We start from the raw sequence: 25,850 nt of genomic DNA on the forward strand, positions 1-25,850 counted from the left end.
TTCATTAATCAGAAAGACTCTTTGAAGATCAGATCCATATTCTTTTTGGTTGGGAATATGGCAGATAAATACAGCCTCATTCCAGCCAATGAACAAGATCCTTTTCATTCCATTATCTTAAATAATCACATTAAAGAAAAAGAAGCGTGGGATCCCGGCAAGTCTCGATTAGGGATGGCATTGGATTCCGTATATAAAACATGTACTGACCCTCCGCGCCCCAAAATAGTAAGAGACATCGAAGTTATAACCGGCAACTTCCTGATCAACAATGTAGAAGAAGCGATCAAAGTCTGGCATCGCACTAAAAAGTTTACGGAGTGCTCTTTCGATGATTTCTGCGAATATATTTTACCCTATCGTATTGGAAACGAATCACTGAGTGATTGGAGGGAACAGGCTTATCAAAAATTCTCTTACCTGTTGGATTCAATCAGCGACCCTTTGGAATTGACAAAAGCAATTGTGCAGGTATCCGGCATTTACTATAACGCCGGAATGAGTAAATACCCTTTTTTCCCGACTTTCAGTGAGTTAGATCAGTTACATTGGGGAAGTTGTGACCACTTGACCGCATATCTGACCTTGTCACTCAGAGCCATTGGCATTCCTTCTACCATCGATGTGGTACCCGCATGGGCAAACAGGAGCGGCGGACATGCGTGGAACGTGGTGATGAACAAAGACGGGAGGTTTGTGGATGTCGGATTTAACGGAGAGGGACACAACAGCATCTCATATAAGATTCCTAAAATCTACAGAACCAGATATTCAAGCAATAAGGGCGGCATTGGTTACTTAGATCCCCTTTGGAAAGACGTCACGGGAGAATACCCGATGCCTGTATCAGATATTGCCTTATCCGGTTCGGATCCCGACATGAAAGGTGACGTGCTGTTCTTATGTATATTTAATAATAAAGATTGGATACCCGTAGCCGTTTCCGCAACTGAGAATAAAAAGATAATAACTTTCGGAAACGTAGCGCGGGGAATCCCGTTCGGCGACAACAAGATCGCCGGATATCAAAATGAAGGTAAGGGCATCGTTTATTTTCCGGCATCCGTGCGAAACGGCGTGATGGCTCCTTTCGCGACACCTTTTATTTTAAAGGAGAATGGAGATGTACATGGGTTGACTCCCGATCATTCCGCCCTCCGGAGCATTTCTTTATATCGCAAATACCCTAAATACGGGCATATCTCAGTTTATGCCGCAAGAATGGCAGGCGGCTGTTTTGAAAAAGGAGTTGAAGAACGCATTTTTACTTATATGAATAACGAACAGATATGGTGGTGACAAAGATAAAAATAACAGCGATGATTTTGGCGTGCATGTTGTATAATGCCCTGAACACATGCGCACGAAGCGTAGACATTTCCCATAAAGGATGTAAGTATAGCATAGATCTCCCTTCCGGATGGGATACCATTCCCCATGACACTCTCAAAAAGATATTTCCACGGCTTGATCTCGACATGGGGCTATATCCGATATCTCAAAAGGAATATTTTACTGGAAATTATGCTTTGGTTGGTTTTATGCCTGTTTTGCAGTCCCTCCATTCATATTCTTTCGACCGGATCGTTTCGGACATGAAAGAGATGAATGACCGGACAAAGAATATGTGGAACAACGATTCGATATTCACACGCCTTGACAGCATCGTTCCGGTAAACTCCGCCCCGAACTACCGGATAAACAATTATCTCACAATCCGGAGAGATTCCATACTATTGAAAGGATGCCAGTCTTTGTATATATCGAAATTCGGATACATCACACTGATGCTTTATCAAAAGGGAAATGACGCTCTCCCGATAGACTCACTTCTTGGCGAGTTCAGCGATCCGGGCTGCATAAAAGTGGACCAAGAGTACAGATACATCCCTCCGCAAAAAGAGGGGCTTTCATTCACGCATTTCTTATATGCCTTGGGTATAGGTGGAATTGTCTATCTGCTCATCGCGTTTTTCTCAAAACGTAAAACAAATCGGCAATGAAAAATAAAGTCTTAAAAATAACAGCTGCGCTATTATTCCTATTACCACATGCAGGCCTGGATAATAACAGATTTCCGGTAATGCTCTTTTTGTTCTATATATGCTCTTTTGTCTTTTTCGCAACGACATGGAGCGGGATGAAAGAAGATTGGAGCAGAAACAGCCGCGCCTGTTTTATTGTCTCCGGCATTGTCCTAAGCCTTTTTTTACGGTATGTCTCAGGAAATATATATGGGACCTATCGTTTATATACGATGGCAGTACTATGGACATTGTTCTTCTCTTTTTTTGCCACACAGTCCCTGCCCGGGAAAAACAGACGCTTCTTTGCCTGGGTAGTCATAGCAACCGTCGCGGTGGAGACCGTTTTTGGAATCGCCCAGTCCATCGGTCTATTGGAGAATAGCGACCCGCAGTTCATCATAGGCGGGTCTATGGCCAACCCGGGAGCCTACGCCGGTTATCTTGGGGTGACGGCCCCGTTGATTCTTTCACTATTAGTATCTTATAGAAAAAACAAACGGTTCGATAATATTTGCTACATCTTGGGCGGGCTTTTTATCTTGGTATGCTATCTGTTAATACTCAGTCGCTCACGCGGAGCATGGATCACATGTGGCGCAGGCTGTCTTTGCGTACTTTGCTACCGGTACGCCCGATTGCTACGCGGTACCAACTATTGGAGTAAAAAAGCGATTCGGACCCCGGCAATCATTCTGTCAGCCGTTTTAATCATCGCAAGCGGATTCTTTGTATTCAAAATGAAAGAAGATTCCGCTTTGGGCCGTATATTGGTATGGAAAGTAACTCTATCCACTCCTCATCCCCATGCGAACTTGTTATGGGGAAACGGAATCGGTTATTTTGAATCTCAATACGGAAAGTGGCAAGCCGACTACTTCCGGGAAAAAGAAGGTACCGAGAAAGAACGTCACATCGCGGGATATGTAACCACCGCATACAACGAATTCCTTGAACTTGGCCTTGAGCAAGGGATTATCGTGACAGCATGCATCGCGGCCCTTTTGGTTATGGCAGTGGGCACCGGTTGGAAAAACCTATCGACCATTGAACTCGGAGCCAAAGCATCCATCGTTTCCATAACCATATTGATGTTCTGTTCCTATCCTCTGAAGGTACTCCCCACCACCCTTTATCTGATGTTCTGCCTGTCGGTGGCTCTTTATGGAAAAAAGCGGTTGCTTTCCACCGCACATCGCATGATAAGCAACGGGGTAAGATCCCTCGCAGGCCCCCTGATTTGCGTATTCGCACTTGCCGGCATGATAAACGCGCGAGGATACTATTTCTTTCATCGGGGACAACAACGAGTAATGCGCCATGACCTGAAAGGAGGTATAGAGATGTATAAAAAGGCGCAAGGCATTCTCAGGAACGACGGCATCTTCCATTTTTATCTTGGATCAGCCTATTTCTTATCGGCTGAATATCAAAAGGCGATTAAAGAGCTGTCAGTTTCCTGCGCCCAATGTTCCAACCCTAACAGTTTCATCCTCTTAGGAAACGCATACCGAGAAAACGGAGATACGGCTAAAGCCGTCGATGCATATACAACAGCTGTCTATATGCAGCCATCCAAGTTATACCCCAAGTATTTGTTGGCTAAACTATACGAAGCTGCAGGCGATTACGGGAGCGCCGGAGAATGGGCTTCTAAAATATTAGCTACCGACGAGAAAGTGCCAACCACGGCAGCGAAAGAGATAAAAGAAGAGATGAGACTACTGTTGAAACAGGTATGTAATAAAAACAAAAAATAGATGATTATGAATGAGAGACACCGTAAATGGTTGCCAACAATTATAGGAGCAACAACAGAAATTGTAACTGTCCTATTTTTATCAGGATACCTTTGGCCTATAGAAAAACCTCAAGACGGAGATACTGCTGTAATAGGGATATGCATCATTATATTTATTCCTTTTTGCATAGGAGCATTATTACGACTCCTCCAAAAGAAATAAAAGTTCAAACTTTAAATCATATGAATATGGACGGATAGAAAAAATTGCAATTGAAAACGGGACTATTAAGTTATAGGCTGTTTTCACGAGAATCAAAAAAAGAGTTTTAAACATTTAAATCTTTACAGTAAATGAAAACAAATAAAAAAGCAGTTTTAGGAATGCTGGTTGCTATTGTTATCTCTTTGGGTATAATGGGAGGAATCAACGAAAATAAATGTGATTATAACTTACAAGAAGCAACTGTTGCAATGACTTATGCTGCCGGAACTGGTGAATATGGTCCTGAAGCATCAGGAAAGTTAGCTGTTGGAGCATTAGCAATGGGAAAAGTAACAGAAACATTAGGTACTTGTGCTGTTGGTCTAGGCTGGTGTCCGGCAGGTTGGATAGCCGGAGTAGGAGCCGCCGCAGCAGGATTATAAAAAAATAATTAACTAACAGAGGTTGCTTTGCTCTATTTCATACAAAGCAACCTCACAAATAAAATAAAAATATTATGAATAATTTCTTATTAAAAAAAATATTATATTGTTTAGTTTTACTTCTACTAACCTGTATCATTACTTTATCTCTTTCAATATCCGATCATATAAAATGGGAATTAACAGGTCTTTACTTTACTATTGGAATCATTACAATAGCCTTATTTTATATTTTACAAAAGAATAACTTATCAGGATCTATTATCAATTTAACGACTAAAAGGAATAAGATACTATTAAATACACTGAGTCCTATTTCTATCATTCTATCAATATATGTAATTCCAATACAGTATTTTCCGTTATCTGCCATTCTTATATTATTATCAATAATAGCCTCTATCTTAATGCAAAAAATCTTGGTAATAAATCAAAAAGGAATACGTTATATAATGCACTGGGATTTAAAATGGAGTAGCATTGATTGCTATAATTTTGATAAAAAAAATGGTATTCTACACATTCAACAGAAAAACGGCAAACATAAACAAATTATAGATATAAGTAGTGAATCCCATTTAACGATACAAATCAACATTAACAAATATTTAAATAAGAGTTCATAAATGGTTAACAAATATTTTTTCATTGCTGCTTTTTTATTTTGGTTGTTACCAGCCATAGTACGACTGTGTGCAATAGATATTTCTGAAATAGCAATAAGTCATACGACAACTTTTGAAATCAATAGTCCCGCCAACAAAACCTTATATTTTTTGTATAACAAAGATAAACACAGTGCATTTATTACCATTTTAAAAAACAATATGCAAGGTTGCATCCTAAATGTATTAGGAGGAGGGTTATTAGGAATAGGTACACTTTTTAACTTGTTATTAAATGGTTTTTGTTTTGCGGATGTATGTTGCCGAACATACAAACTAGGCATGAGTATAACCGATATTTTCGCTTTAACCTTGCCCCATAGCTTTGAACTTATCGGTTTTTGGATATCAGGAGGAATAGGACTTTATATAGCTTGGAATATTATTTTGTTTATGTATACAAATAAAATGCCTACATTTAAATTTTACAAGAACATAGGCATCAATTTATTGATCATTTTCATAATTATTCTTTCAGCTGCCTACATCGAAACTTATGTATCAATAAATATGTTAACATGAAAAGGATAATCAATACACTTGAGAAGATGCCTAAATGGTATGGCTTTTTAACTATATTACTATATAGTTTATTACTCGCAGAATTTTTGATAACTACTAATCATCTTGTGAATAATAACAATTTAGAGACTGATAGATTATTTGTAATTCTGGCACGGATGAGTTATATTATAATAGTCTTGTCAGCTATTGTAATATGGCTTATCTCCACTTTTCTCTTTCACCTAACAGCCATACTCTTTAATGGTTATGCTCCATTCAAACATCTTTTATATATTTCGTCTTATTTCTATATTATTCCTGCCATTTCTGTTTTTATTTCCATCTTCCTTCTTAATCAGAAAATGGAATATAGTACTTCTAATGCGGTAACGACCTTACAAAATAATTATTCTCTTGGTCTCCCCATAATGTTGGTTAACTATTCTTTTATCCCCTATTATTTGCTGTGCATGATATTAATCCATCATTTATATAAGGTACGGCTGCGGTATGCCATTGCCTCCGTTGTAATTCCCATTCTGTCTGTTTGGGCTATTACGAAACTCTTTACTCTGCTATAATGGAAGTTCTATACGAGATTTATCTTTCAATCAGGCAGAATAAGATCCGCACCTTTCTTTCCGGATTCGGCATCTCGTGGGGAATCCTGATATTGGTTGTGCTATTGGGTACAGGAAAAGGATTTCAAAACTCTGTGATGGATATATTCAGCATCTTTGCCCAGAAAAGCATGTATGTATATGGAGGAACCACTTCTATGAAGTATAAGAATATCAGAGAAGGGGAACAGTTGCATTTCGATTTGCATTTTCTTAACCGCGTGAAGAAACAGTTCCCGGGAATAAAAGCTATTTCTCCTGAAATAACAGGGTCTTATTCGCAAGTGATGAATAAAGCTAAAAGCGGACTTTTTAAGATTATAGGAATCAATGAAAACTATATGGGAATTAAGATACTTAAAATCAACGAAGATGGACGATATTTTAATAAAGGAGATGACGAGAATACGCGTAATGTTGCCATTATCGGCGAAAATGTCAGTACGACCTTATTTAATAATCAAAAAGCGTTGGGTAAGTCGATCAACATTGCCGGTATTGATTTTAAGGTGATAGGCGTACTAAAGAATGATGATATTTTCAGCGCTTCGGAAATCAATTCGGTATATGTGCCCTTTTCAAGTTACATAAACTGCATTGACAATAAGACTCCATTGCGCGCTTTCTGTTTATATCTGAACAAAGAAGTTGATTCCAAGCGATTTGAGAATGAGCTGAGAGCCTTCATCGCTAATAAATACCAATTTGCTTATTCTGATAAGCAAGCTTTGCAGATAATCAATTTTGAGACACAAACGTCTGCTTTTGAGGGGCTCTTTGATGGATTGAAGATGTTCATCTGGATCGTAGGAATTTGTTTTCTGATAAGTGGTATTGTTGGAGTAAGCAACATCATGTTTGTTGTGATCAAAGAAAGGAGTAGCGAAATAGGCATCCGTAAGGCTGTAGGGGCAACCCCTAAATCCATTCTTGTGTTAATGCTGACGGAATCTGTCATCATAACTGTGATTTCCGGTATCATCGGATTGATATCAGGTGCAGGTATTCTTGAGATTATAAATTGGTTGCTCGAAAGCGCCCGTCACGCAACGATGATAAAGCATGTAGAAATAGATATAAATGTAGCTGTTCTCGCTTTGGTTGTCTTGATTCTGTCCGGTGTCATTGCCGGAGCATTTCCGGCAATGAAAGCATCTGTTATACAACCCATTGACGCTATTAGAAACGAAAATATAGGATAATGAAGACATTTAAGATTATATTGATTTGCATCTTTTCCTCCACACTGGCATTTGTTGCTTTTCGTTCTTCGCTAAGAGGTACAAAGGCAATTTACGAAACTACACAACCACAATATCGCGAGATCAAAGAGGAAATAAACATATCCGGCAATGTTTTTCCGATGAAGGAGATCGAAATAAAATCGCAGATATCGGGAGTCCTGGACAAGATTAATGTTTCGATAGGAGATAAAGTGTGCATAGGAGATCCTGTCGCCTCCATCATGCTGGTCCCAAACGCATCGGATATGGAACGACTGGAATATAACTTGAACACTGCCCAAATTGAATATAAAGCCCGACTGGAAGATTATAAACGGGAACAAAAATTGTACTCAAAGAACCTTGTGGCACAGGCAGAGATGGACTCTTACACACAGGCATACGAATTATCTAAGGAGAAACTCGCCTCTGCCCAAAATCAATTGAACATCTTGAAAGAAGGGCGTATCTCTCCTGAAACGGCATCAAATATTGTAAGATCGAGTATTAGCGGCGTTATTATTGATACCCCTCTGGAAACGGGGGCCTCTGTAATAGAGCGCAATAATTTTAATCCGGGAACAACGATTGCCGTTGTGGCGGAAATGTCTCGGTTTCGTTTTAAAGCTCTTGTCCCTGAAAAATATCTGAAAGATATCGCTTTACAAGACACGATTTCACTCTTATTCAATGCCTATGATAATTTACAAACCCGGGCAGTAGTAACAAAAGTTTCATCCAAAGGAAATGCGGAGAACGGAATTATGAAATACATGCTTGAGGCAGAATTTCCCGTCTCGGAAAATATGCCTGTTATAAGATCGGGATATTCCGCAACAGCTACTATGGTGATAAAACAGAAAAAGCACACTTTATCCATTGATGAAAAATATGTCTTATACGAGAATGACTCTACATACCTCTATCTGCTGGATACTATGACACAACAGAAAACAAAACAAATCATCAACATCGGTATTTCAGATGGAAATTATGTGGAAGTGATAAAAGGGATTTCATTAAAGGATAAAATAGTAACTAACTCAACCGATAAATAAAATTAGAATCCACATTACGACCTATAAGCGTTACCTCTTTTATCCAACAGGTTCTAGTTACGGATAAGTTTTGTCCGAAACCGGAAGCAAAAGTAAGAGAATTATGATATATTTGCAACCGGAACCCAAATGTGTTTAATCAGAAATGGCAGAATCGACTATCATCACCGGACAATTCGTACGCATCAGCCAAGTACCCGCCAGCCTTGGCGAACGGATATTGGCTCGTATCATCGATTATTTCCTGCTGTTTATTTACATTCTTGCCACTTCTTATGTATTGGGGAAACTCAATATACACGCTTTTTCCGGAAGTACTTTTTTCTTGTTGTTCCTGTTTATCTATCTGCCCGTACTATGTTACTCGTTACTTTGCGAAGTTTTTAACCAAGGACAAAGTATCGGAAAAAAGGTCATGAATATCCGTGTGGTAAAAGCAGACGGTACGACACCCAGCCTGAGTGCATATCTGCTAAGGTGGTTGCTCTATGGGATAGACGTAACTATTACCGGAGGATTGGGGGTACTGGTCATACTATTAACCAAAAACAGCCAACGTTTGGGTGATCTTGCGGCAGGAACAATGGTAATTAAAGAGAAAAATTACCGCAAAATACAAGTAAGCCTTGATGAGTTCGATTATCTGACCAAAGGATATCACCCCAGTTTTCCATTAGCTGCCGATCTGTCCTTGGAGCAAATAAATGTGATCAGTAAGGCGTTAGAACTGCATCATAAGGACCGGGCAAGGCATATCTCACAATTGGCACCCAAAGTTCGTGCACTGCTTTCTGTAGACCAAACAGACGTAAATGATGAAAAGTTTCTTCAAACCGTTGTAAGAGACTACCAATACTATGCGTTAGAAGAAATTTAGTAGATCTTATTTCGTAAAAACAGAGTAAGCTGGACTTTTATTCATCCTATTTTCAGGCAGATATCCGGACTCCTATACACATCCGATACTTCCGAGGGCCGAAAAACAAAATGTATTTTTAGCAGGAGGAGAGGAATCAAGACAAAGTAAACTATCATACATATATGCAACAAAAGAGCGTGCAGAAGTGTTTCTGCACGCTCTTTATCTTTTGGTTTACGAAGACTGGCTTATTCCACCTGTCCCAGAGAATTTCCGTATTCCATTTCTCCCTGCACCACAAACAAGATTTCTTCCGGGTCGTATTCACCCACTTCATCTTTCTTGGCTTCTTGCACGATATATTCCACTACCTGCTCCAGATCGATGTCTACATAACCGTCAGCATCGGGCTGAGCATCAAGGATTCCGCTTTCAGAGTAATACTCATCGATCAGATCGAGGAAATAATATAACTCGTCTTCTGAGAATTTATCCTTCAACTCCTGAGGCAAATAGTTCCGGATGAACTCGATGGTCTTTTCATCATCGGCATCACTTAATAAAAAATCGTCTTCCAGTCCCATAAACAAATATTTTTAATGAAAGTATATTATAATAATTTCTCAACTTTCTCTACGAATGCAGGTTTAGCTACGGCACCGACTTGTTTATCCACTAATGCTCCGTCTTTGAAGAAAAGCACCGTAGGAATGTTACGAATACCGAATTCTGCAGGAAGATCAGAGTTTTCATCTACATCACACTTACCCATAATCACTCTTCCTTCATATTCTTTAGCTAACTCGTCGATGATAGGACCTACCATCTTACAAGGCCCGCACCAGGGAGCCCAAAAGTCAATAACAACCGGTGTTCCTTTTGCAAGGATTTCCTTAAAGTTGTTGTCAGTAATCTCTAAAGCCATTTCTTTAATTATTAATTGTTAGTTATTAAGTATCCATCACTGTTATGGGGCAAAGATAATCAATTTATATGAAACGCAAGTTCGGGACGTTCCTTTAAATAGGAAATTAATTCTCTACCTACCGAAAGTTTAACGGGACGAGAAATCAAGTCTACATACATCTTTCCATCCGTATCTGTTACCTTAAAATAAAGTTCTGTATTTCCTGGAGACTCTTTCGTCAAAGTGGCAAGTTCCGTAACCAAGTTCGAATTAAGTTCGGCAAGCGGAATCAGAATTGTGATCTTCTCTACCAGTTGTTCCTTGACGTCGGGCAGCAATTCCATCGAAGTAATCTTAATATCAAGTTCATCGGGACGCCATTGTTTAGGCTGGCAACGAGCTTTGATAAACAGAAAAGTCCCTTCACCTAAATAGCCTTGAAAAGTAACCCAATCGTTTCCGAAGAAAGGTATCTCGGCAGAACCGGAGTAATCTTCTATTTTGGCTATGCCATAAGGATTACCATTCTTACTTATACCTCGACGCACGCTGGTAACAATACCTCCCATCGTTATTTCTCTTCCTGCCAAAGCAGCTTTATCATCAAGTTCGATCATACGGGTATTGCATACATGTTCCAACACAATGGCATATTCATCAAGCGGATGAGCCGACAAGTAGATACCGACCAATTCTCTTTCTTTATTTAACCTCTCCAAATCATTCCAACGTTCTGCCGGAAGAATTTCGGGAGTCGCTATGTCAATCACATTGTCTCCTCCGAATAATGAATTAACGGCAGCAGCTTTATCCGCCTGATAACGGTTACCATAACGCATCAATGTTTCAAGAAAAGTTTCGCCTTTGGCATTCACCGCAAAATACTGTTCACGTTTCAGCTCAGGAAAACTATCGAATCCGCCCGCAAGAGCCAGACACTCCATATTCTTCTTATTACAAGCATTCAAATTGACACGCTGAACGAAGTCGAAAATACCTTTAAAAGGACCATTTTCCCTTCGTTCCTCCATGATGCTTTGCACAGCAGCTTCACCTACTCCCTTTACAGCCCCCAGCCCGAAGCGGATATTTCCATTCCGGTTTGCCGTAAACTTCAGGTTACTTTCGTTCACATCCGGACCAAGCGTCTGCACTCCCATTGCTTTGCACTCGTCCATCAGTTTGGTGATATCAGTAATATTCGACAAACTTCGGCTCATGACAGCTGCCATATATTCAGCCGGATAGTTAGCCTTCAGGTATGCTGTCTGGTATGCAACCCAGGAATAACAGGTAGCATGTGATTTATTGAACGCATACGAAGCAAACTTCTCCCAGTCCGCCCAGATTTTCTCAAGTACCTTCGGATCATGGCCGTTTTTCCTTCCACCTTCAACAAACTTAGGTTTCATGTGATCCAGCTTATCACGCAGTTTCTTACCCATCGCTTTACGGAGGGCATCCGACTCCCCACGGGTAAAATCGGCTAAAAGGCGTGACAGAAGCATGACCTGTTCCTGATAAACCGTAATTCCATACGTATCCTTCAGGTATTTCTCCATGACAGGAATGTCATATTCAATAGGCTTACGTCCATGTTTACGGTCGATAAAGTCAGGAATATAGTCCATTGGACCCGGACGATAAAGGGCATTCATCGCGATCAGATCCTCAAAAGTAGACGGCTGCAACTCACGTAAGTATTTCTGCATACCGGCAGATTCAAACTGGAATGTACCGATAGTCCGTCCATCACTATAAAGTTTATAAGTTGCAGGATCCTCAATTGAAATAGAATCAATATCCAGCTCCATGCCTTTACTCAGACGGATGTTTTCGACGGCTTCTTTGATAATAGACAAAGTCTTCAGCCCCAGAAAGTCCATCTTAATCAGTCCGGTATCTTCAATCACCGAACCTTCATATTGGGTAACCAGCATCTTTTCGCCGGTCTCCTTATCATCAGCCGTACTGACCGGCACCCAGTCAGTAATATCATCACGGCAAATAATGGTACCACAGGCATGTACACCGGTTCCCCGCACGTTTCCCTCAAGCATTTTGGCATATTTCATCGTATCCCTTACCAATGGATCAGGTGACGCTTCGGCAGCCTGCAATTCGGGCACATATTCTATGGCATTCTTTAAGTTCAGTTTTTTATCAGGAATTTTATCAGGAACCAGTTTGGCCAAACGATCCGATTCGGCAAGCGGAAGCTTTTGTACACGTGCAACATCTTTGATAGCCAGCTTTGTTGCCATAGTACCATATGTAATGATATGTGCTACCTTCTCCTGCCCATACTTCTCCGTCACCCAACGAAGCACTTCGCCACGACCATCGTCATCGAAGTCAATATCAATATCCGGCAATGAAATACGGTCGGGATTCAGAAAACGCTCAAACAGCAAATCGTATTTAATAGGGTCTATTTTGGTGATCTGCAAACAATAGGCCACGGCTGACCCAGCAGCCGAACCACGTCCCGGTCCAATGGATACCCCCATATTACGTCCGGCAGCAATGAAGTCCTGCACAATGAGGAAGTAGCCCGGAAAACCCATCGTCTTCATAATATGTAACTCAAAGACCAAGCGTTCCTTTACTTCCGGTGACAACGGATCGCCATAAAACTTCTTGGCTCCGTCGAAAGTCAACTTCTTCAGGTAATCGGCCTCCAACTTGATACGATACAGTTTATCATATCCTCCCAAACGTTTTATTTTATCTTTAGCTGCTTCTTCACTCAACACCACGTTGCCATTTTCGTCTTGAGTGAATTCATCAAAAAGATCCTTTTCCGTATATTTTTGCCGATACCCTTCTTCTGTTCCGAAATCCTCCGGAATAGCAAAAGTAGGCATAATCGGTGCATGATCGATCGAATAATATTCTACCTTATCCAGAATTTCTAAAGTATTACTTAATGCTTCAGGCACGTCGGCAAAGAGCTCGTTCATCTCTGCTTTCGTTTTCATCCATTCCTGCTTAGTGTAATACATCCGGTTGGGATCATCAAGGTCTTTTCCCGTACTCAGACAGATTAGCCGGTCATGGGCTTCAGCATGCTCTTCGTTGACAAAATGAACATCATTTGTACAAATCAACTTGACATTATACTTTTTGGCGTATTCTATCAAATGCTTATTTACATTCACCTGCAATGGATATGCTTCATGATTAGCTTTCGGCACCGTTGCTTTATGACGCTGCATTTCCAGATAATAATCGTCCCCAAACAGATTCTTATACCATTGAATAGCTTCCTCTGCCTCCGCCAACAATCCCTGAGTTATCTTTTTGGGAACTTCACCACCCAAACATGCCGAACAGATAATCAAGCCCTCATGATATTTCTCCAATTCATTCCTGTCTGTACGGGGGCGCATATAATAGCCTTTGGTCCATGCACGTGAAACCAATTTGATCAGGTTATGATACCCCTTCTCGTTTTTGGCGAGCACAATCAGGTGGTACCCGCTTTGATCGGGTTTTCCTTCCTTTTTATCCATAGTCCGGCGGGCCACGTACATTTCGCAACCGATAATGGGCTTGAACAACCGCCCCTCCGCCTCCACTATTTTAGCTTTACAATCAGCAATCTCAGCCTCTTTATCCGCACAGTCCACTTCACCGGCCTCAATGGCTGCAATCCGTTTCTTCAGGTCCTTGATTTCTCCTTTCGGCCCCCCGTTTTTCTTATTCACATAGTTCGTAAACTCTTTGATGGCGAACATGTTTCCATGGTCCGTAACGGCAATACCTTTCATTCCATCCTTTATGGCCTTATCGACAAGCGCACTGACACTGGCTTGACCATCCAGAAGAGAATATTGCGTATGGACGTGTAAATGAACGAAATCCTGCATAGTTATAGGTTGATAATTTGAAGCCATAAAATTACAATGTCTGTAGCTACTAACAAAGATAAACTCCAAAAAGTTATCAACATAAGTCATTTCTATCTGCAAATGCTTGCTGGATTTTTAAAATAAGTATACTTTTGCGGATAATTATCATTAAATAGCGCAAATGGGTCGACTTAAAAAATTAAAAAAGATAAGAATTCACCGTGAAGGAACACATATTTTATGGGGTAGCTTTTTTCTGCTACTAATTATAAATGCAGCCCTTTACTGGGGAATTGATTGTAAAATACCATTCTACCTGATGGCTCTGGTCAGTGTTATAGTCTATCTGTTGATGGTTAACTTTTTCCGTTGCCCGATCCGCCTGTTCGGACAAGATACTGAAAGGATCGTAGTTGCACCGGCCGATGGGAAAATCGTAGTTATTGAAGAGGTAGACGAACATGAATACTTTCATGACCGCCGGATCATGGTATCCATTTTCATGAGCATTCTAAACGTACATGCCAATTGGTACCCGGTGGATGGAGTCGTCAAAAAAGTCTCTCACGAAAACGGCAAGTTCATGAAAGCATGGCTTCCGAAAGCCAGCACAGAGAACGAGCGTTCAATGGTTGTTATTGAAACTCCCGAGGGTGTAGAGGTCATGGCACGGCAAATAGCCGGTGCAATGGCACGCCGCATCGTAACATATGCCGAGCCGGGTGAGGAATGTTATATTGACGAACATCTGGGCTTTATTAAATTTGGTTCCCGTGTAGATGTATATCTGCCATTGGGCACTGAGATTTGTGTTAGTATGGGACAATTGACAACCGGTAACCAAACCGTTATCGCCAAATTAAAATAAAAAACGAACAATGGCAAATGCTATTATCCGCCATATACCCAACACAGTGACCTGCCTGAATCTCTTTTCAGGATGCATTGCTTGTGTTATGGCCTTTGAAGCCAAATACGAATTGGCTGTCACTTTTATCATCTTGAGTGCTGTCTTCGATTTTTTCGATGGTATGTTGGCACGTTTGCTTCATGCCTACTCTCCTATTGGTAAAGAATTGGACTCTTTGGCCGATGATGTCAGTTTCGGCGTAGCTCCGGCCATACTTGTTTTTTCATTCATGAAAGAACCCGGACTTATGTATCCCGACTTTCTGGCAGGCGTAAAAGAGTATATTCCTTATCTGGCTTTTCTTATTTCGATATTCTCAGCTCTCCGTTTGGCCAACTTTAATGTAGACGAACGCCAAACGAGTTCCTTTATCGGTCTTCCTGTCCCTGCCAACGCTTTATATTGGGGTGCACTTATTGTAGGAGGCAAAGAATTCTTACTTGCTCACTGCAATGTTATATACCTTATTATAATGGTAATGCTTTTTTCATGGTTGCTGGTAGCTGAGATCCCCATGTTCTCCCTAAAATTTAAAAATCTTTCTTGGAAAGACAATAAGATTAGTTTCATATTCCTGATAGTCTGCATTCCACTGTTGCTGTTCTTGGGTATCAGCGGATTCTCAGCGGTTATTGTATGGTATATCATTCTTTCACTTTTAACAAGAAAAAATAAATAAACAATCCTTCTGGCACGTTTGTTGTACTACAAATTTTAAACAATGCATAAAACAAATAGCCTATGTTTCACATTTTAGGATTTTTATTCATTATCGTTATCGCCGTTATCATTATCGGACTGGCCCTTGTAGGAAGTGTGTTAAGAGCCATCTTCGGACTGGGGAAACGCTCATCTGCCTCCGGTTCCGGAAGCCAGAATTCGACACACAGTAATTCGGGGCAAAGATACTATCGTCCGACACAAGCTAACGATAAAGAGGAAATCATTACTGAAACCGGAGCTAACAAGCACAAAAAACTTTTTGATGACAATGAAGGAGAATATGTGGATTATGAAGAGATAAAAGATTGATAATATAAAAATTCACCTTCTTTTAGACGCAAAAAAATTTTTCATCAGATTGGCACATTCATCGGCGAGTATCCCTTTGACAACTACAGTTTTGGGATGAAGGGACTTTGGAGCATATCTCTGGTACCCCCTTTTTTCGTCTTCAGCACCAAAAACCAATTTACCAGTTTGTGCCCAGGCAATAGCACCGGCACACATCACACAAGGTTCTACAGTAACATACAACGTACATTCATTCAGATATTTTCCTCCAAGGACATTGGCTGCCGCAGTAATAGCCTGCATTTCGGCATGGGCTGTCACGTCATTCAATGTTTCAGTCAGATTGTGTGCACGAGCAATGATCCGTTCTTTGCAAACGACAACTGCTCCCACTGGGACTTCTCCACGTTCGCCGGCCTTAGCAGCCTCAACCAGAGCTTGTTTCATAAAATAAGAATCGTCCAACATAATCTTAACGCCGCATATCGTGTTCACCAAAAAGAGTCGGATAATCTTCCTCCATATTTTTATGTATAAACATGAGAATCGTTTCACGAAGCCAACGCGATTTATTCGTTATCTTATACTTATCCAGATAACGATCTACAATCTGCTGCTCATCTTCGCTCAGCAATATGCTCATCCGTCGTTCCCGCTTAGGTTCGTCCGGAGTTGCCTTATTACACTTTTTATCTCTCTTTCTCATATTCTTTGCAAATTTACTTTTACTTCTGTAATTTCAAAGAATAAAAAGAGTAAATTTGCAGAAAATAGTATGCTAAAAGTATATGGCAGAACATAATCTGTTAGGAAAGGCCGGAGAGGATGCTGCCGTTCAATATCTGGAGCAGCACGAATATACCATTCGTCATCGGAATTGGCGCAAAGGACATCTGGAACTGGACATTGTGGCAGCCAAAAACGGTGAACTGATAATTGTGGAAGTAAAGACACGTACCGATACGGACTTTGCATTACCTCAGGATGCTGTTACTCCACAAAAAATCAGGCGAACCGTAATCGCAGCCGATACATATATTAAGCTTTTCCAAATAGACGCATCTGTAAGATTTGATATTATTACTGTCGTAGGTAAAGTAGGAAATTTCAGAATTGAACATATAAAAGAGGCGTTTTACCCGCCATTATTTTAAATCGTATGAATATAGAATTAGCCAGAGAATACTGTCTTCAGAAAAAAGCAGTCACCGAATGCCTCCCATTCGATGAATACTCACTTGTACTGAAAGTGATGGATAAAATGTTCGCACTTATCGATTTGGAAGGAGCCAATATGATTGCTTTGAAATGTAATCCTGATTATGCCATCGAACTACGTGAACATTATTCAGCCATCGAAGGTGCTTATCATTTCAACAAGAAATACTGGAATCAGATTTTCTTTGACCGGGATGCCGATGATAAATTGATAAAACAGCTGATTGACCATTCTTACGAAGAAGTATTGAAGAAATTCACTAAAAAACTACGTGCCGAATATGATGCCCTTCCCTGAGTCTTTTCCTGTACCTTTGATTTATATCGAAGAGACAGACTCCACCAATCATTATTTAAACGACCTGTGCAATAAGCAAGATGTCAGTGAACTAACCACGGTAGTAGCTAACTACCAAACCTTGGGCAGAGGACAGCGAGGAAACAGTTGGGAATCGGAGAAAGGTAAGAATCTGATATTCAGCCTCGTACTTTATCCCACTTCTTTAGAAATCCGCAGACAATTTCTTCTATCTCAAATCATCTCTTTATCCATTAAGGAAGAACTCGACACATACATTAAAGATATCTCTATTAAATGGCCGAACGATATCTACTGGAAAGAAAGAAAAATCTGCGGAATATTGATTGAAAATGATTTGATGGGAGTACATATCAGCCAAAGCATTGCAGGGATTGGTATCAATATTAACCAGGAAGAGTTTTTTAGCCCCGCCCCCAATCCTGTATCACTTAAACAAATCACCGGCCAAACTTACGAACTCTCCAGAATATTGGCAGGAGTTATGCAACGAATTATAGAATATTACAGCCTGCTTCAAAAAGGGGAGCACACTTATATAGCCCACCGGTATCAGAAGGCGCTTTTCCGAAAAAAGGGTATGCATAAGTATTCCGATGCGAACGGAGAGTTTATAGCCAGAACCATAGAAGTTGAAGCCGACGGTCATCTTGTTTTGCAAGACGATACAGGCAAAATACGCCGATACGTATTTAAAGAGGTACAGCACATTTTATAATACTTCTTCTTTTTTTAGTTTAAAACATTACCTTTGCAATATTGTTTTAAATATAAAAACGTTTAATTTATGAAAATCAGATGCCTACTGTTAATATCCATATTAACACTACTGTTTGTCAGTTGTGAAGACTCCAATACCGAAAATAATTCAAAACTTGAGTTGTCGGAGTCATCTTTTCAAGATATTGACAGCGATGGAGTTACTCTAACCGTAAATATCACCAGCAGCGATTCGTGGGTAGCAGCAAGTTCTTCAACCTGGTGCAAGCTCGTACCCAATAAGGGAGCAAGTAATCAGCCACTCGGCATTGTTGTAGAGACTAACCTTGAAACGACTGAAAGAAGTGCAACGATTGCGGTAACTTCCAGTGGAATAAAAAAGGTCATAACCGTCACACAATTGGCAGCTGGACATTCAACCGATCCCGAAGCGTACCACTATGAACTTCCCATAATCTTCCACGTGCTATATAAGAATAGTTCCGACCCCAAACAGTACATTAGTCCAGACCGTTTAACTGACATATTAAAAACGGTCAACAAATTATATAAAAACAAGATTGGAAGCGTAGATATGAACCTGACTTTTACACTTGCCTCTACGGGTCCTGACGGAAAAGATTTAACTACTCCGGGAGTGGAATACACCCTTTGGCCGGAAAGTTATCCCATCGACTGCGATGCATTTATGTCCGACAATACGCGAAAATATGTAAGTTACCTTTGGGATCCTAACCAGTATATCAATGTGATGATTTACAACTTTACCAATGACAATTCCGGCTTTACAACATTAGGTATTGCCCACCTTCCCTTTTCTACCAAAGGCAGTACCTTTTTGGAAGGGCTCAATCCGGTAGAAAGTCCCTATTTGACGCTAAATAATTTAAAGTTTCCCTATTGTGTATCAATTAACAGCCTTTACATAAATGAACAATCATCGGGAAACTCATATAACTCAGCAGACGTAACCGTTACTATGGCTCACGAATTAGGTCATTATTTAGGTCTGCACCATGTGTTCTCCGAAGATGATAACGGCACTTACGACGGATGCATTGATTCGGATTATTGTAAGGATACTCCGACATACAATAAAGAATATTATGATCAGTGGTCAAACACTCAATTAGCTTTAGGAGTACATGCCTTGTCTACCCTCGCCTTAAGAGAAAATTGCATGACCGATCAGACATTTACATCCCATAACATCATGGATTACGCATATAGCTATTCTGACCAATTCAGCCATGACCAGCGCAACCGTATCCGCCATGTCCTGACCTACAGCCCACTAATTCCGGGACCGAAAAAAGGACAGACACAAACCCGCACAGCAGCCGAAGGTCCTTTGGATTTGCCAATACTTATAAGAAGATAAGAAAAAAGAGGTGAACAGCCTTACTATCTGTTCACCTCTTTTTCTATCAGTTTTATTCTATCTAATGTCTTCTTTGCTTCAGTAGAAGGAAACTGGCTGACCACCCTCTCTAAATATCCTTTTGCCTTTATATATCCGGTAGTAAGTATCTGGCTGAGTCCCTCCCGGTAACGGGCATACTGCATCCGGGTAGGAGTGTTTATTTTCTTATAATCATTCTCTATCTTCTGCTTTTCCTGTTCAGCCTTCAGGTAATAGTAGTTACCGACAAAGATATTAGCAGCCAGATTATCTGCATCCAGCGTCAATATCTTCTCGTAAGTCTTCAAAGCTTCTGCTTCCTTACCCCGGCAAACCTCCATCTCACCACAAGAAGCTAAACAGTTCACATCGTTCGGTGATTTTTGCAGCAATTCTTTATAAAACAGGTATGCCTTATCATAGCTGCGTGACTTCTTATAGAATGAAGCCAACTCATTAGCAAACTTCGAGGCTACATCTGTATTCTTATCCACCCCGGCCCAGTAAAACATCTCGGCCTTTTCCACATTCGTATTCACGGCCTGACGGAACAGACTAATAGCTTGTTCCCACTGTTTATTATCAATGGCGGCTGATACTCTCTGCAGCATTTCTCCTGCCGATTGTGCTGAAAGCGCAAACGGAAGCGAAAACAACATGGAAAGAAATAAAGTCAGAGCTTTCATCTTATTCATACTTATTTAGTTAGGTTCCTACAAAGATAGAAATTATTCCGACTCACCGGTCGCTAAAAACCAATTAAATAACGTTATTGTTCTCTTCATTTTCAGATTCACCTTTTTTCGTGTAACTTTGCCCGTCCATGGATAAAATCTTTCATCTCAGCAGTGGTAACAGACGGATTCTGCAAATAGCCGTCCCTTCCATCATCTCCAATATAACCGTTCCGTTATTGGGGCTGATCGATGTTACTATTGTAGGTCATCTGGGGTCAGCAGCCTACATTGGTGCCATTGCCGTGGGAGGTATGCTGTTTAATATCATTTATTGGATATTCGGTTTTCTGCGGATGGGTACCAGTGGAATGACTTCTCAGGCATACGGCAAGCGCGATCTTGACGAAGTGACCCGACTCCTATTACGGTCGGTCGGTGTAGGACTGTTCATTGCTCTCTGCCTGATGCTTCTGCAATATCCCATACTAAAAGCGGCATTTACTTTTATCCAAACCTCCGATGAAGTGAAACGTCTTGCTACACTTTATTTCTATATCTGCATTTGGGGTGCTCCCGCCATGTTAGGGCTTTATGGCTTTGCCGGATGGTTTATCGGTATGCAAAACTCCCGTTTCCCGATGTACATCGCCATCACTCAAAATATAGTCAACATCGCAGCCAGCCTATGCTTTGTCTATCTGTTGGGTATGAAAGTAGAAGGCGTTGCGCTGGGTACTCTGATTGCCCAATATGCAGGTTTTTTCATGGCATTCCTGTTATGGCACCGATATTATGGGCAACTGCGAAAACGCATCCAATGGAAAGGCCTGCTGCAAAGACAGGCCATGTATCGTTTCTTCCAGGTAAATCGTGATATCTTTCTCCGTACTTTATGCCTGGTGGCGGTAACGATGTATTTTACCTCTGCCGGAGCAGCACAAGGAGAAGTTGTCCTGGCCGTAAACACACTACTTATGCAACTTTTTACTCTGTTCTCATATATCATGGATGGTTTTGCTTACGCAGGCGAAGCATTGGCAGGACGCTATATAGGTGCCGATAACCGGACGGAACTTCACCGCACTGTCCGCAGATTATTTGCCTGGGGTACCGGCCTTTCAATCGCTTTCACCCTACTTTATGGCATAGGAGGACAATCATTTCTCGGCTTACTCACCAACGAAGCGTCTGTTATCAATGAAGCAGAAACCTATTTCTATTGGGTATTGGCTATTCCTCTTGCCGGATTCTCGGCATTCCTTTGGGACGGCATCTTCATTGGTGCGACTGCAACACGCCAAATGCTCTATTCCATGTTTATAGCTTCGGCCAGTTTCTTCATTATCTATTACACATTTCATAACTCAATGGGTAACCATGCTCTATGGATGGCATTTATCGTCTATCTCTCTTCACGGGGATTCATACAAGCACTGCTCGCCAGAAAGATAATGCAACAAAAATAACTCTCAAAAGAATCTCGCTTTAAAACTATTCGTTTATCTTTGCAAAAAAAGAAATCATTAACAACCAACTCGTATGGCAAAATACAAAAGAATCCTGTTGAAGCTCAGCGGTGAGAGCCTGATGGGAGAAAAGCAATATGGCATCGATGAAAAACGATTGGCCGAATATGCCGCACAAATCAAAGAGATTCACGAACAAGGCGTACAAATAGGTATCGTCATCGGTGGTGGCAACATCTTCCGCGGACTGAGCGGAGCCAATAAAGGTTTCGATCGGGTAAAAGGCGACCAAATGGGAATGCTGGCCACTGTTATCAACAGCCTTGCACTCAGCTCGGCATTGGTTGCTGCCGGGGTGAAAGCACGCGTACTGACCGCAGTACGTATGGAACCCATCGGTGAGTTTTACAGCAAATGGAAAGCCATCGAATGTATGGAAAACGGCGAAATCGTGATCATGTCGGCAGGAACAGGAAATCCATTCTTCACTACCGATACCGGCTCTTCCCTCCGCGGCATCGAGATAGAAGCAGACGTAATGCTGAAAGGCACCCGTGTAGACGGTATCTACACTGCTGACCCGGAAAAAGACCCGACTGCTACAAAATTCGACACCATCACTTACGACGAAGTGTTGAAACGCGGATTGAAAGTGATGGATCTCACAGCTACATGTATGTGCAAGGAAAACAATCTGCCCATCGTGGTATTCGATATGGATACGGTAGGCAACCTGAAAAAAGTAATCACAGGAGAAGAGATTGGCACATTGGTACACAATTAGTCAATTCTCTAATCTGAAGAAATACGAATGGGTTAATAAGTGGACAGGATACGTTCACTTATTAACCCATTCATATTTCTTCTCCAGTTTCCATTTCATCAGATAATTTCCCATCCTTCTCCAACAGTTCACGAGTCAGCAACTCTTCCGGGAAATAATAATGAAAAGGTATCCTATGACAATGTTCTTCTTTTAGCCTCTTATTCAGCCTCCTTTCAGGAAGTGTATTTTCTTTTACCTTAAAACAGAAGCATATGATTCTTAAAATTTCATGTCTTCAACCCGTTTCTTTCATTAAAAGAGGCAGATCTCCGGACATGCATCCGGATATATTCCGCGCATACATACAGGATATACTCGGATATACGTCCGGAAAGACACTTGAATAAATCAAAGAGAACCTATTGTTTTATGAATACCAAGTGAAACATACTTTCCATTATTTTGCCTTAATAGCATATTAATGATATTCAATATAGAATATTAAATTAATGTACTAAAAACATGACCGATCATCAATATAAATCAAAGAGGTTCTTTACTAATTCCAATTTTGTACCGGATATCCGGTACAAAATCATTTTACAACAATTTTATAAAGCAATATGTTTGATTTTCACAACTACAAACTATATATTTGCGAGACAAGATTGAAAAAGACACAGTTATTCGTTATCTGATCTAATAAAAAGTATTCATACTTTATGTAAAACCAGAAATAAAAATCTATATATTAATCTATAAATACACACAACATGGAATGGCCCAAAAGTAAAAATAACAAAATGGAAGAGCTATTGGAAAGAATGAGCCAATTTGAAGCTAATCTTGCTCAATTAATCTCAACCGGAATGCCCAATCACACTCCCTCTCCAGCTACCGATGAGGAGACATCCTCCCCCAATGAACAGGAACAACTTTCTCCCGAACAAGAAGAAGAAATGAAATTAAAAATCCAGGAGCTTCAACAAAAAGAAGAAGAGTTGAATCTACGTGCTGAAAAGTTGGATAAATTAGCAAAAGAACTTGAAGAACGGCAGCAGAACCTGGAGAATAGGAATCCAAACGATGAACGCTCCATAGAGCCTGCGACGCATCCCGATCACTCGTTCCCTTCTCAAATCGGAGATCAAATAAATGCATTAAAAAAACTATTGGAAGATTCTTCTTACAAAGATAAAATCATTAAGGATCTTCATGAAGAACTGCAAAGTCATAACCGGGATCTTCATGCGGAAATCGTAAAACCTCTTCTGAAAAACATGATAAAAATGCATGAACGACTCACGAAAACTTATAGGTTTTATGAAAATACGGAAGCTAAGAGTTCCCCTGAAACTTATACGAGATTATTGAGAGAAGTGGAAAATTGTAAACTGCATATTCAAGATATTCTGGAAGACGAATACGACTTAGAGTATTTTGAACCGACCATAGGCAGCGCATATTCACCTAAAGAGCAAACAGCCATCCGGACAGTGATCACTGATACTCCGGAACAGGCCGGCACTATTAAAGAATTTCATTACGGAGGCTTCCGAAATACTACCACAAACAAAATATTTCAACCCTCAACAGTCACTGTATATAAAAAATCAGAATAATCAACTCATCTAAAAAAAACTCTAAAAAGATAAATAACTATGGACAATACCAGAAGTGTATATGGTATCGATTTAGGTACCACCTACAGTTGCATTGCACAAGTAGATAAATTCGACCAAGCCATTGTTCTCCGCAATTTCGAAGGAGATGCCACTACTCCATCCGCTGTATATTTTGAGGATATGGACCATGTTGTCGTAGGAAAAGAAGCCAAAGGTATGTTGGCCACTGAACCTACCAAAACGGCAGTATTCATAAAACGCCATATAGGTGTAGATGACAGTTTCGATAAAAACACAAACGAATTTCCCTATCATTACGACCCAACAGAAATCTCGGCTTTCATCTTAAAAAAGCTGGTTAAAGATGCCAACGATTTAGGAGATAATCCGGAACCGATCAAAGATGTCGTTATCACTTGTCCGGCCTATTTTGGAACCAAAGAGCGTATGCAAACCAAGCAGGCCGGAGAAATAGCCGGCTTAAATGTACTTTCTATCATCAATGAGCCTACGGCTGCCGCGATCTCTTACGGTGTAAAGACAGATCAGAAAAAAACGGTTTTAGTATACGACCTCGGAGGCGGAACATTTGACGTTACCCTGATTAATGTGAACGGTGGTGCCATTAAAGTAATAGCCACAGGTGGAGACCATCATTTAGGAGGAGTAGACTGGGATACCGCATTAGCTGAATATATGCTGGCAGCTTTTAACGAACAAAATAACACTTCTTATTCGTTCGAAGACCGATTAGACCTAAAATATGAGTTGTTATTACTTGCAGAAGACAAGAAAAAAGTATTGACAGCCAAGCAGACAGCGAAAGCAACTTACCAATATGAAGGCAATTCCGCACGTATAGAAATTAGCCGTGAGTTATTCAATTCGCTGACAGAAAGGAAACTGGACGAAACGATTGATGCCACCAAGAAGGTCATTGCCATTGCCAAAGAAAAAGGTTACAATAATATTGATGAAATACTGTTGGTGGGAGGTAGTAGCCGCATGCCACAAATAAAGGAACGGGTAGATAAAGAATTCAATTGTGATGCCAAACTAACCGACCCGGATGAATGTGTAGCCAAAGGAGCGGCAATTTATGCTATGAATGCCGCCTATTCACAAGCAGTTCGCGACTATGAAGAAGGAGAAAGTGATGATAAACCGGCTCCTCTCCGTGGAGATCGTACCACAGTGGTCAATGTCACCAGTAAAACATATGGTACCGACGTAATCATTGAAGGACAAAGCATGGTGCAAAACCTCATTTTTGCAAATAGTTCGTTACCCACAAAACGAATTGAAACCTTTACTACTTCTATTCCTAACCAACGAGGTGTATCTGTGAAAGTATTTGAAAGTGATTTCACAAATATGGAAACAGAAAGTATCGTGGAAGAAAGATTCTGCACACTAATTGACGACCATACGCTTAAACTGAGCAAAGACTGGCCTCAAGGTACCCAAATTTCAGTTACATATCAGATTGACCAGGAAGGTATCTTGCACGGATTAGCTTATGTAGAAAATGATAAACTTGAATTCGATCTCAAAATCACCGGTGTAAAATGTGAAGAAGAACTCAGAAAATCAAAAGCAATCATCGACAAAGCATCAGTAGAGTAAAAAA

27 protein-coding genes are annotated in these 25,850 nt (G+C 40.6%); 21 read left to right on the forward strand and 6 right to left on the reverse strand.

Annotated elements, in window-relative coordinates; translation table 11 throughout:
• Positions 1–57: 57 nt before the first annotated feature.
• The 10 genes from KO473_RS12665 (at position 58) to KO473_RS12710 (ending at position 9,360) form a co-directional block, all read left to right on the forward strand.
• Positions 58–1,299 carry a hypothetical protein gene (locus KO473_RS12665; RefSeq protein WP_232303405.1) on the forward strand — a complete coding sequence of 414 codons (1,242 nt, stop codon included), beginning with the start codon at positions 58–60 and terminating at the stop codon, positions 1,297–1,299.
• A gap of 20 nt (positions 1,300–1,319) precedes the next feature.
• Positions 1,320–2,003, forward strand: a complete 684-nt coding sequence (locus KO473_RS12670) for a hypothetical protein (RefSeq protein ID WP_232303403.1) — start codon at positions 1,320–1,322, stop codon at positions 2,001–2,003.
• A 254-nt stretch (positions 2,004–2,257) separates the two neighbouring features.
• Positions 2,258–3,784, forward strand: coding sequence for an O-antigen ligase family protein (locus KO473_RS12675; protein ID WP_232303401.1), 1,527 nt, complete (start codon positions 2,258–2,260; stop codon positions 3,782–3,784).
• 6 nt (positions 3,785–3,790) lie between these two features.
• Positions 3,791–3,988, forward strand: a complete 198-nt coding sequence (locus tag KO473_RS12680; protein ID WP_157195906.1) for a hypothetical protein — start codon at positions 3,791–3,793, stop codon at positions 3,986–3,988.
• Between the two features lie 131 nt (positions 3,989–4,119).
• Positions 4,120–4,413 (forward strand): hypothetical protein, encoded by a 294-nt coding sequence (locus tag KO473_RS12685; RefSeq protein WP_005775404.1) that lies wholly within the window; start codon positions 4,120–4,122, stop codon positions 4,411–4,413.
• A 74-nt stretch (positions 4,414–4,487) separates the two neighbouring features.
• Positions 4,488–5,039, forward strand: coding sequence for a hypothetical protein (locus KO473_RS12690; RefSeq protein WP_065739787.1), 552 nt, complete (start codon positions 4,488–4,490; stop codon positions 5,037–5,039).
• Positions 5,040–5,600, forward strand: a complete 561-nt coding sequence (locus KO473_RS12695; RefSeq protein WP_005775402.1) for a stage II sporulation protein M — start codon at positions 5,040–5,042, stop codon at positions 5,598–5,600.
• A gap of 562 nt (positions 5,601–6,162) precedes the next feature.
• Positions 6,163–7,404: an ABC transporter permease gene (locus tag KO473_RS12700; RefSeq protein ID WP_005823434.1), complete on the forward strand. Its 1,242-nt coding sequence runs from the start codon at positions 6,163–6,165 to the stop codon at positions 7,402–7,404.
• Positions 7,404–8,483, forward strand: a complete 1,080-nt coding sequence (locus tag KO473_RS12705; RefSeq protein WP_005775399.1) for an efflux RND transporter periplasmic adaptor subunit — start codon at positions 7,404–7,406, stop codon at positions 8,481–8,483. The genes KO473_RS12700 and KO473_RS12705 overlap by 1 nt, the downstream gene beginning before the upstream one ends.
• Before the next feature lie 145 nt (positions 8,484–8,628).
• Positions 8,629–9,360, forward strand: a complete 732-nt coding sequence (locus tag KO473_RS12710) for an RDD family protein (RefSeq protein WP_005775397.1) — start codon at positions 8,629–8,631, stop codon at positions 9,358–9,360.
• 230 nt (positions 9,361–9,590) lie between these two features.
• Here the strand turns inward: KO473_RS12710 and KO473_RS12715 are convergent, their stop codons facing one another.
• Genes KO473_RS12715 through dnaE form a run of 3 tightly spaced genes read right to left on the reverse strand, consistent with a single transcriptional unit; the run spans position 9,591 to position 14,121 of the window.
• Positions 9,591–9,926, reverse strand: a complete 336-nt coding sequence (locus KO473_RS12715) for a hypothetical protein (RefSeq protein ID WP_005810535.1) — start codon at positions 9,924–9,926, stop codon at positions 9,591–9,593.
• Positions 9,927–9,952: 26 nt separating this feature from the next.
• Positions 9,953–10,267 (reverse strand): thioredoxin, encoded by a 315-nt coding sequence (gene trxA, locus KO473_RS12720; RefSeq protein ID WP_005775395.1) that lies wholly within the window; start codon positions 10,265–10,267, stop codon positions 9,953–9,955.
• A 59-nt stretch (positions 10,268–10,326) separates the two neighbouring features.
• Positions 10,327–14,121 (reverse strand): DNA polymerase III subunit alpha, encoded by a 3,795-nt coding sequence (gene dnaE, locus KO473_RS12725; RefSeq protein ID WP_032530229.1) that lies wholly within the window; start codon positions 14,119–14,121, stop codon positions 10,327–10,329.
• 163 nt (positions 14,122–14,284) lie between these two features.
• Here dnaE and KO473_RS12730 point away from each other — a divergent pair, with 163 nt between their 5' ends.
• The 3 genes from KO473_RS12730 to KO473_RS12740 all read left to right on the forward strand — a co-directional run bounded on the left by KO473_RS12730 (position 14,285) and on the right by KO473_RS12740 (position 16,045).
• Complete coding sequence (locus KO473_RS12730) at positions 14,285–14,971, forward strand: phosphatidylserine decarboxylase family protein (protein WP_005823436.1); 687 nt, start codon at positions 14,285–14,287, stop codon at positions 14,969–14,971.
• Between the two features lie 10 nt (positions 14,972–14,981).
• Positions 14,982–15,692 (forward strand): CDP-diacylglycerol--serine O-phosphatidyltransferase, encoded by a 711-nt coding sequence (pssA, locus tag KO473_RS12735; protein WP_005823437.1) that lies wholly within the window; start codon positions 14,982–14,984, stop codon positions 15,690–15,692.
• Between the two features lie 62 nt (positions 15,693–15,754).
• On the forward strand, positions 15,755–16,045 hold the full coding sequence (locus KO473_RS12740; RefSeq protein WP_005823438.1) for a DUF4834 family protein: 291 nt from the start codon (positions 15,755–15,757) through the stop codon (positions 16,043–16,045).
• Between the two features lie 12 nt (positions 16,046–16,057).
• Here KO473_RS12740 and KO473_RS12745 read toward each other — a convergent pair whose 3' ends face one another.
• Together KO473_RS12745 and KO473_RS12750 are read right to left on the reverse strand one after the other, a co-directional pair.
• The gene (locus tag KO473_RS12745) at positions 16,058–16,495 is read right to left on the reverse strand and encodes a nucleoside deaminase (RefSeq protein WP_005775390.1); all 438 of its coding nucleotides are present in this window, start codon (positions 16,493–16,495) and stop codon (positions 16,058–16,060) included.
• 4 nt (positions 16,496–16,499) lie between these two features.
• The gene (locus tag KO473_RS12750; RefSeq protein ID WP_005784731.1) at positions 16,500–16,733 is read right to left on the reverse strand and encodes a hypothetical protein; all 234 of its coding nucleotides are present in this window, start codon (positions 16,731–16,733) and stop codon (positions 16,500–16,502) included.
• Positions 16,734–16,815: 82 nt separating this feature from the next.
• Between KO473_RS12750 and KO473_RS12755 the strand changes: the two genes are divergently transcribed.
• The 4 genes from KO473_RS12755 to KO473_RS12770 all read left to right on the forward strand — a co-directional run bounded on the left by KO473_RS12755 (position 16,816) and on the right by KO473_RS12770 (position 19,665).
• Positions 16,816–17,181 (forward strand): YraN family protein, encoded by a 366-nt coding sequence (locus KO473_RS12755; RefSeq protein ID WP_005810543.1) that lies wholly within the window; start codon positions 16,816–16,818, stop codon positions 17,179–17,181.
• A 5-nt stretch (positions 17,182–17,186) separates the two neighbouring features.
• Positions 17,187–17,543 carry an MmcQ/YjbR family DNA-binding protein gene (locus KO473_RS12760; protein ID WP_005823440.1) on the forward strand — a complete coding sequence of 119 codons (357 nt, stop codon included), beginning with the start codon at positions 17,187–17,189 and terminating at the stop codon, positions 17,541–17,543.
• Positions 17,527–18,282, forward strand: a complete 756-nt coding sequence (locus KO473_RS12765; RefSeq protein WP_122130294.1) for a biotin--[acetyl-CoA-carboxylase] ligase — start codon at positions 17,527–17,529, stop codon at positions 18,280–18,282. The genes KO473_RS12760 and KO473_RS12765 overlap by 17 nt, the downstream gene beginning before the upstream one ends.
• Before the next feature lie 69 nt (positions 18,283–18,351).
• Positions 18,352–19,665, forward strand: a complete 1,314-nt coding sequence (locus KO473_RS12770) for a zinc-dependent metalloproteinase lipoprotein (protein WP_122130295.1) — start codon at positions 18,352–18,354, stop codon at positions 19,663–19,665.
• Between the two features lie 23 nt (positions 19,666–19,688).
• Here the strand turns inward: KO473_RS12770 and KO473_RS12775 are convergent, their stop codons facing one another.
• The gene (locus KO473_RS12775; RefSeq protein WP_005810547.1) at positions 19,689–20,372 is read right to left on the reverse strand and encodes a lipopolysaccharide assembly protein LapB; all 684 of its coding nucleotides are present in this window, start codon (positions 20,370–20,372) and stop codon (positions 19,689–19,691) included.
• A 137-nt stretch (positions 20,373–20,509) separates the two neighbouring features.
• On the opposite strand from KO473_RS12775, the gene KO473_RS12780 reads away from it, so the two are divergent.
• From KO473_RS12780 to KO473_RS12795, 4 genes are all read left to right on the forward strand, one after another.
• Positions 20,510–21,829: an MATE family efflux transporter gene (locus KO473_RS12780; RefSeq protein WP_005775382.1), complete on the forward strand. Its 1,320-nt coding sequence runs from the start codon at positions 20,510–20,512 to the stop codon at positions 21,827–21,829.
• A gap of 73 nt (positions 21,830–21,902) precedes the next feature.
• Complete coding sequence (gene pyrH, locus KO473_RS12785; RefSeq protein ID WP_005775381.1) at positions 21,903–22,613, forward strand: UMP kinase; 711 nt, start codon at positions 21,903–21,905, stop codon at positions 22,611–22,613.
• Positions 22,614–23,368: 755 nt separating this feature from the next.
• On the forward strand, positions 23,369–24,217 hold the full coding sequence (grpE, locus tag KO473_RS12790; RefSeq protein ID WP_005823306.1) for a nucleotide exchange factor GrpE: 849 nt from the start codon (positions 23,369–23,371) through the stop codon (positions 24,215–24,217).
• 39 nt (positions 24,218–24,256) lie between these two features.
• Positions 24,257–25,846, forward strand: a complete 1,590-nt coding sequence (locus tag KO473_RS12795) for an Hsp70 family protein (RefSeq protein ID WP_005775379.1) — start codon at positions 24,257–24,259, stop codon at positions 25,844–25,846.
• Positions 25,847–25,850 lie beyond the last annotated feature (4 nt).

It is taken from the genome of Bacteroides sp. HF-4919, assembly GCF_018860125.1.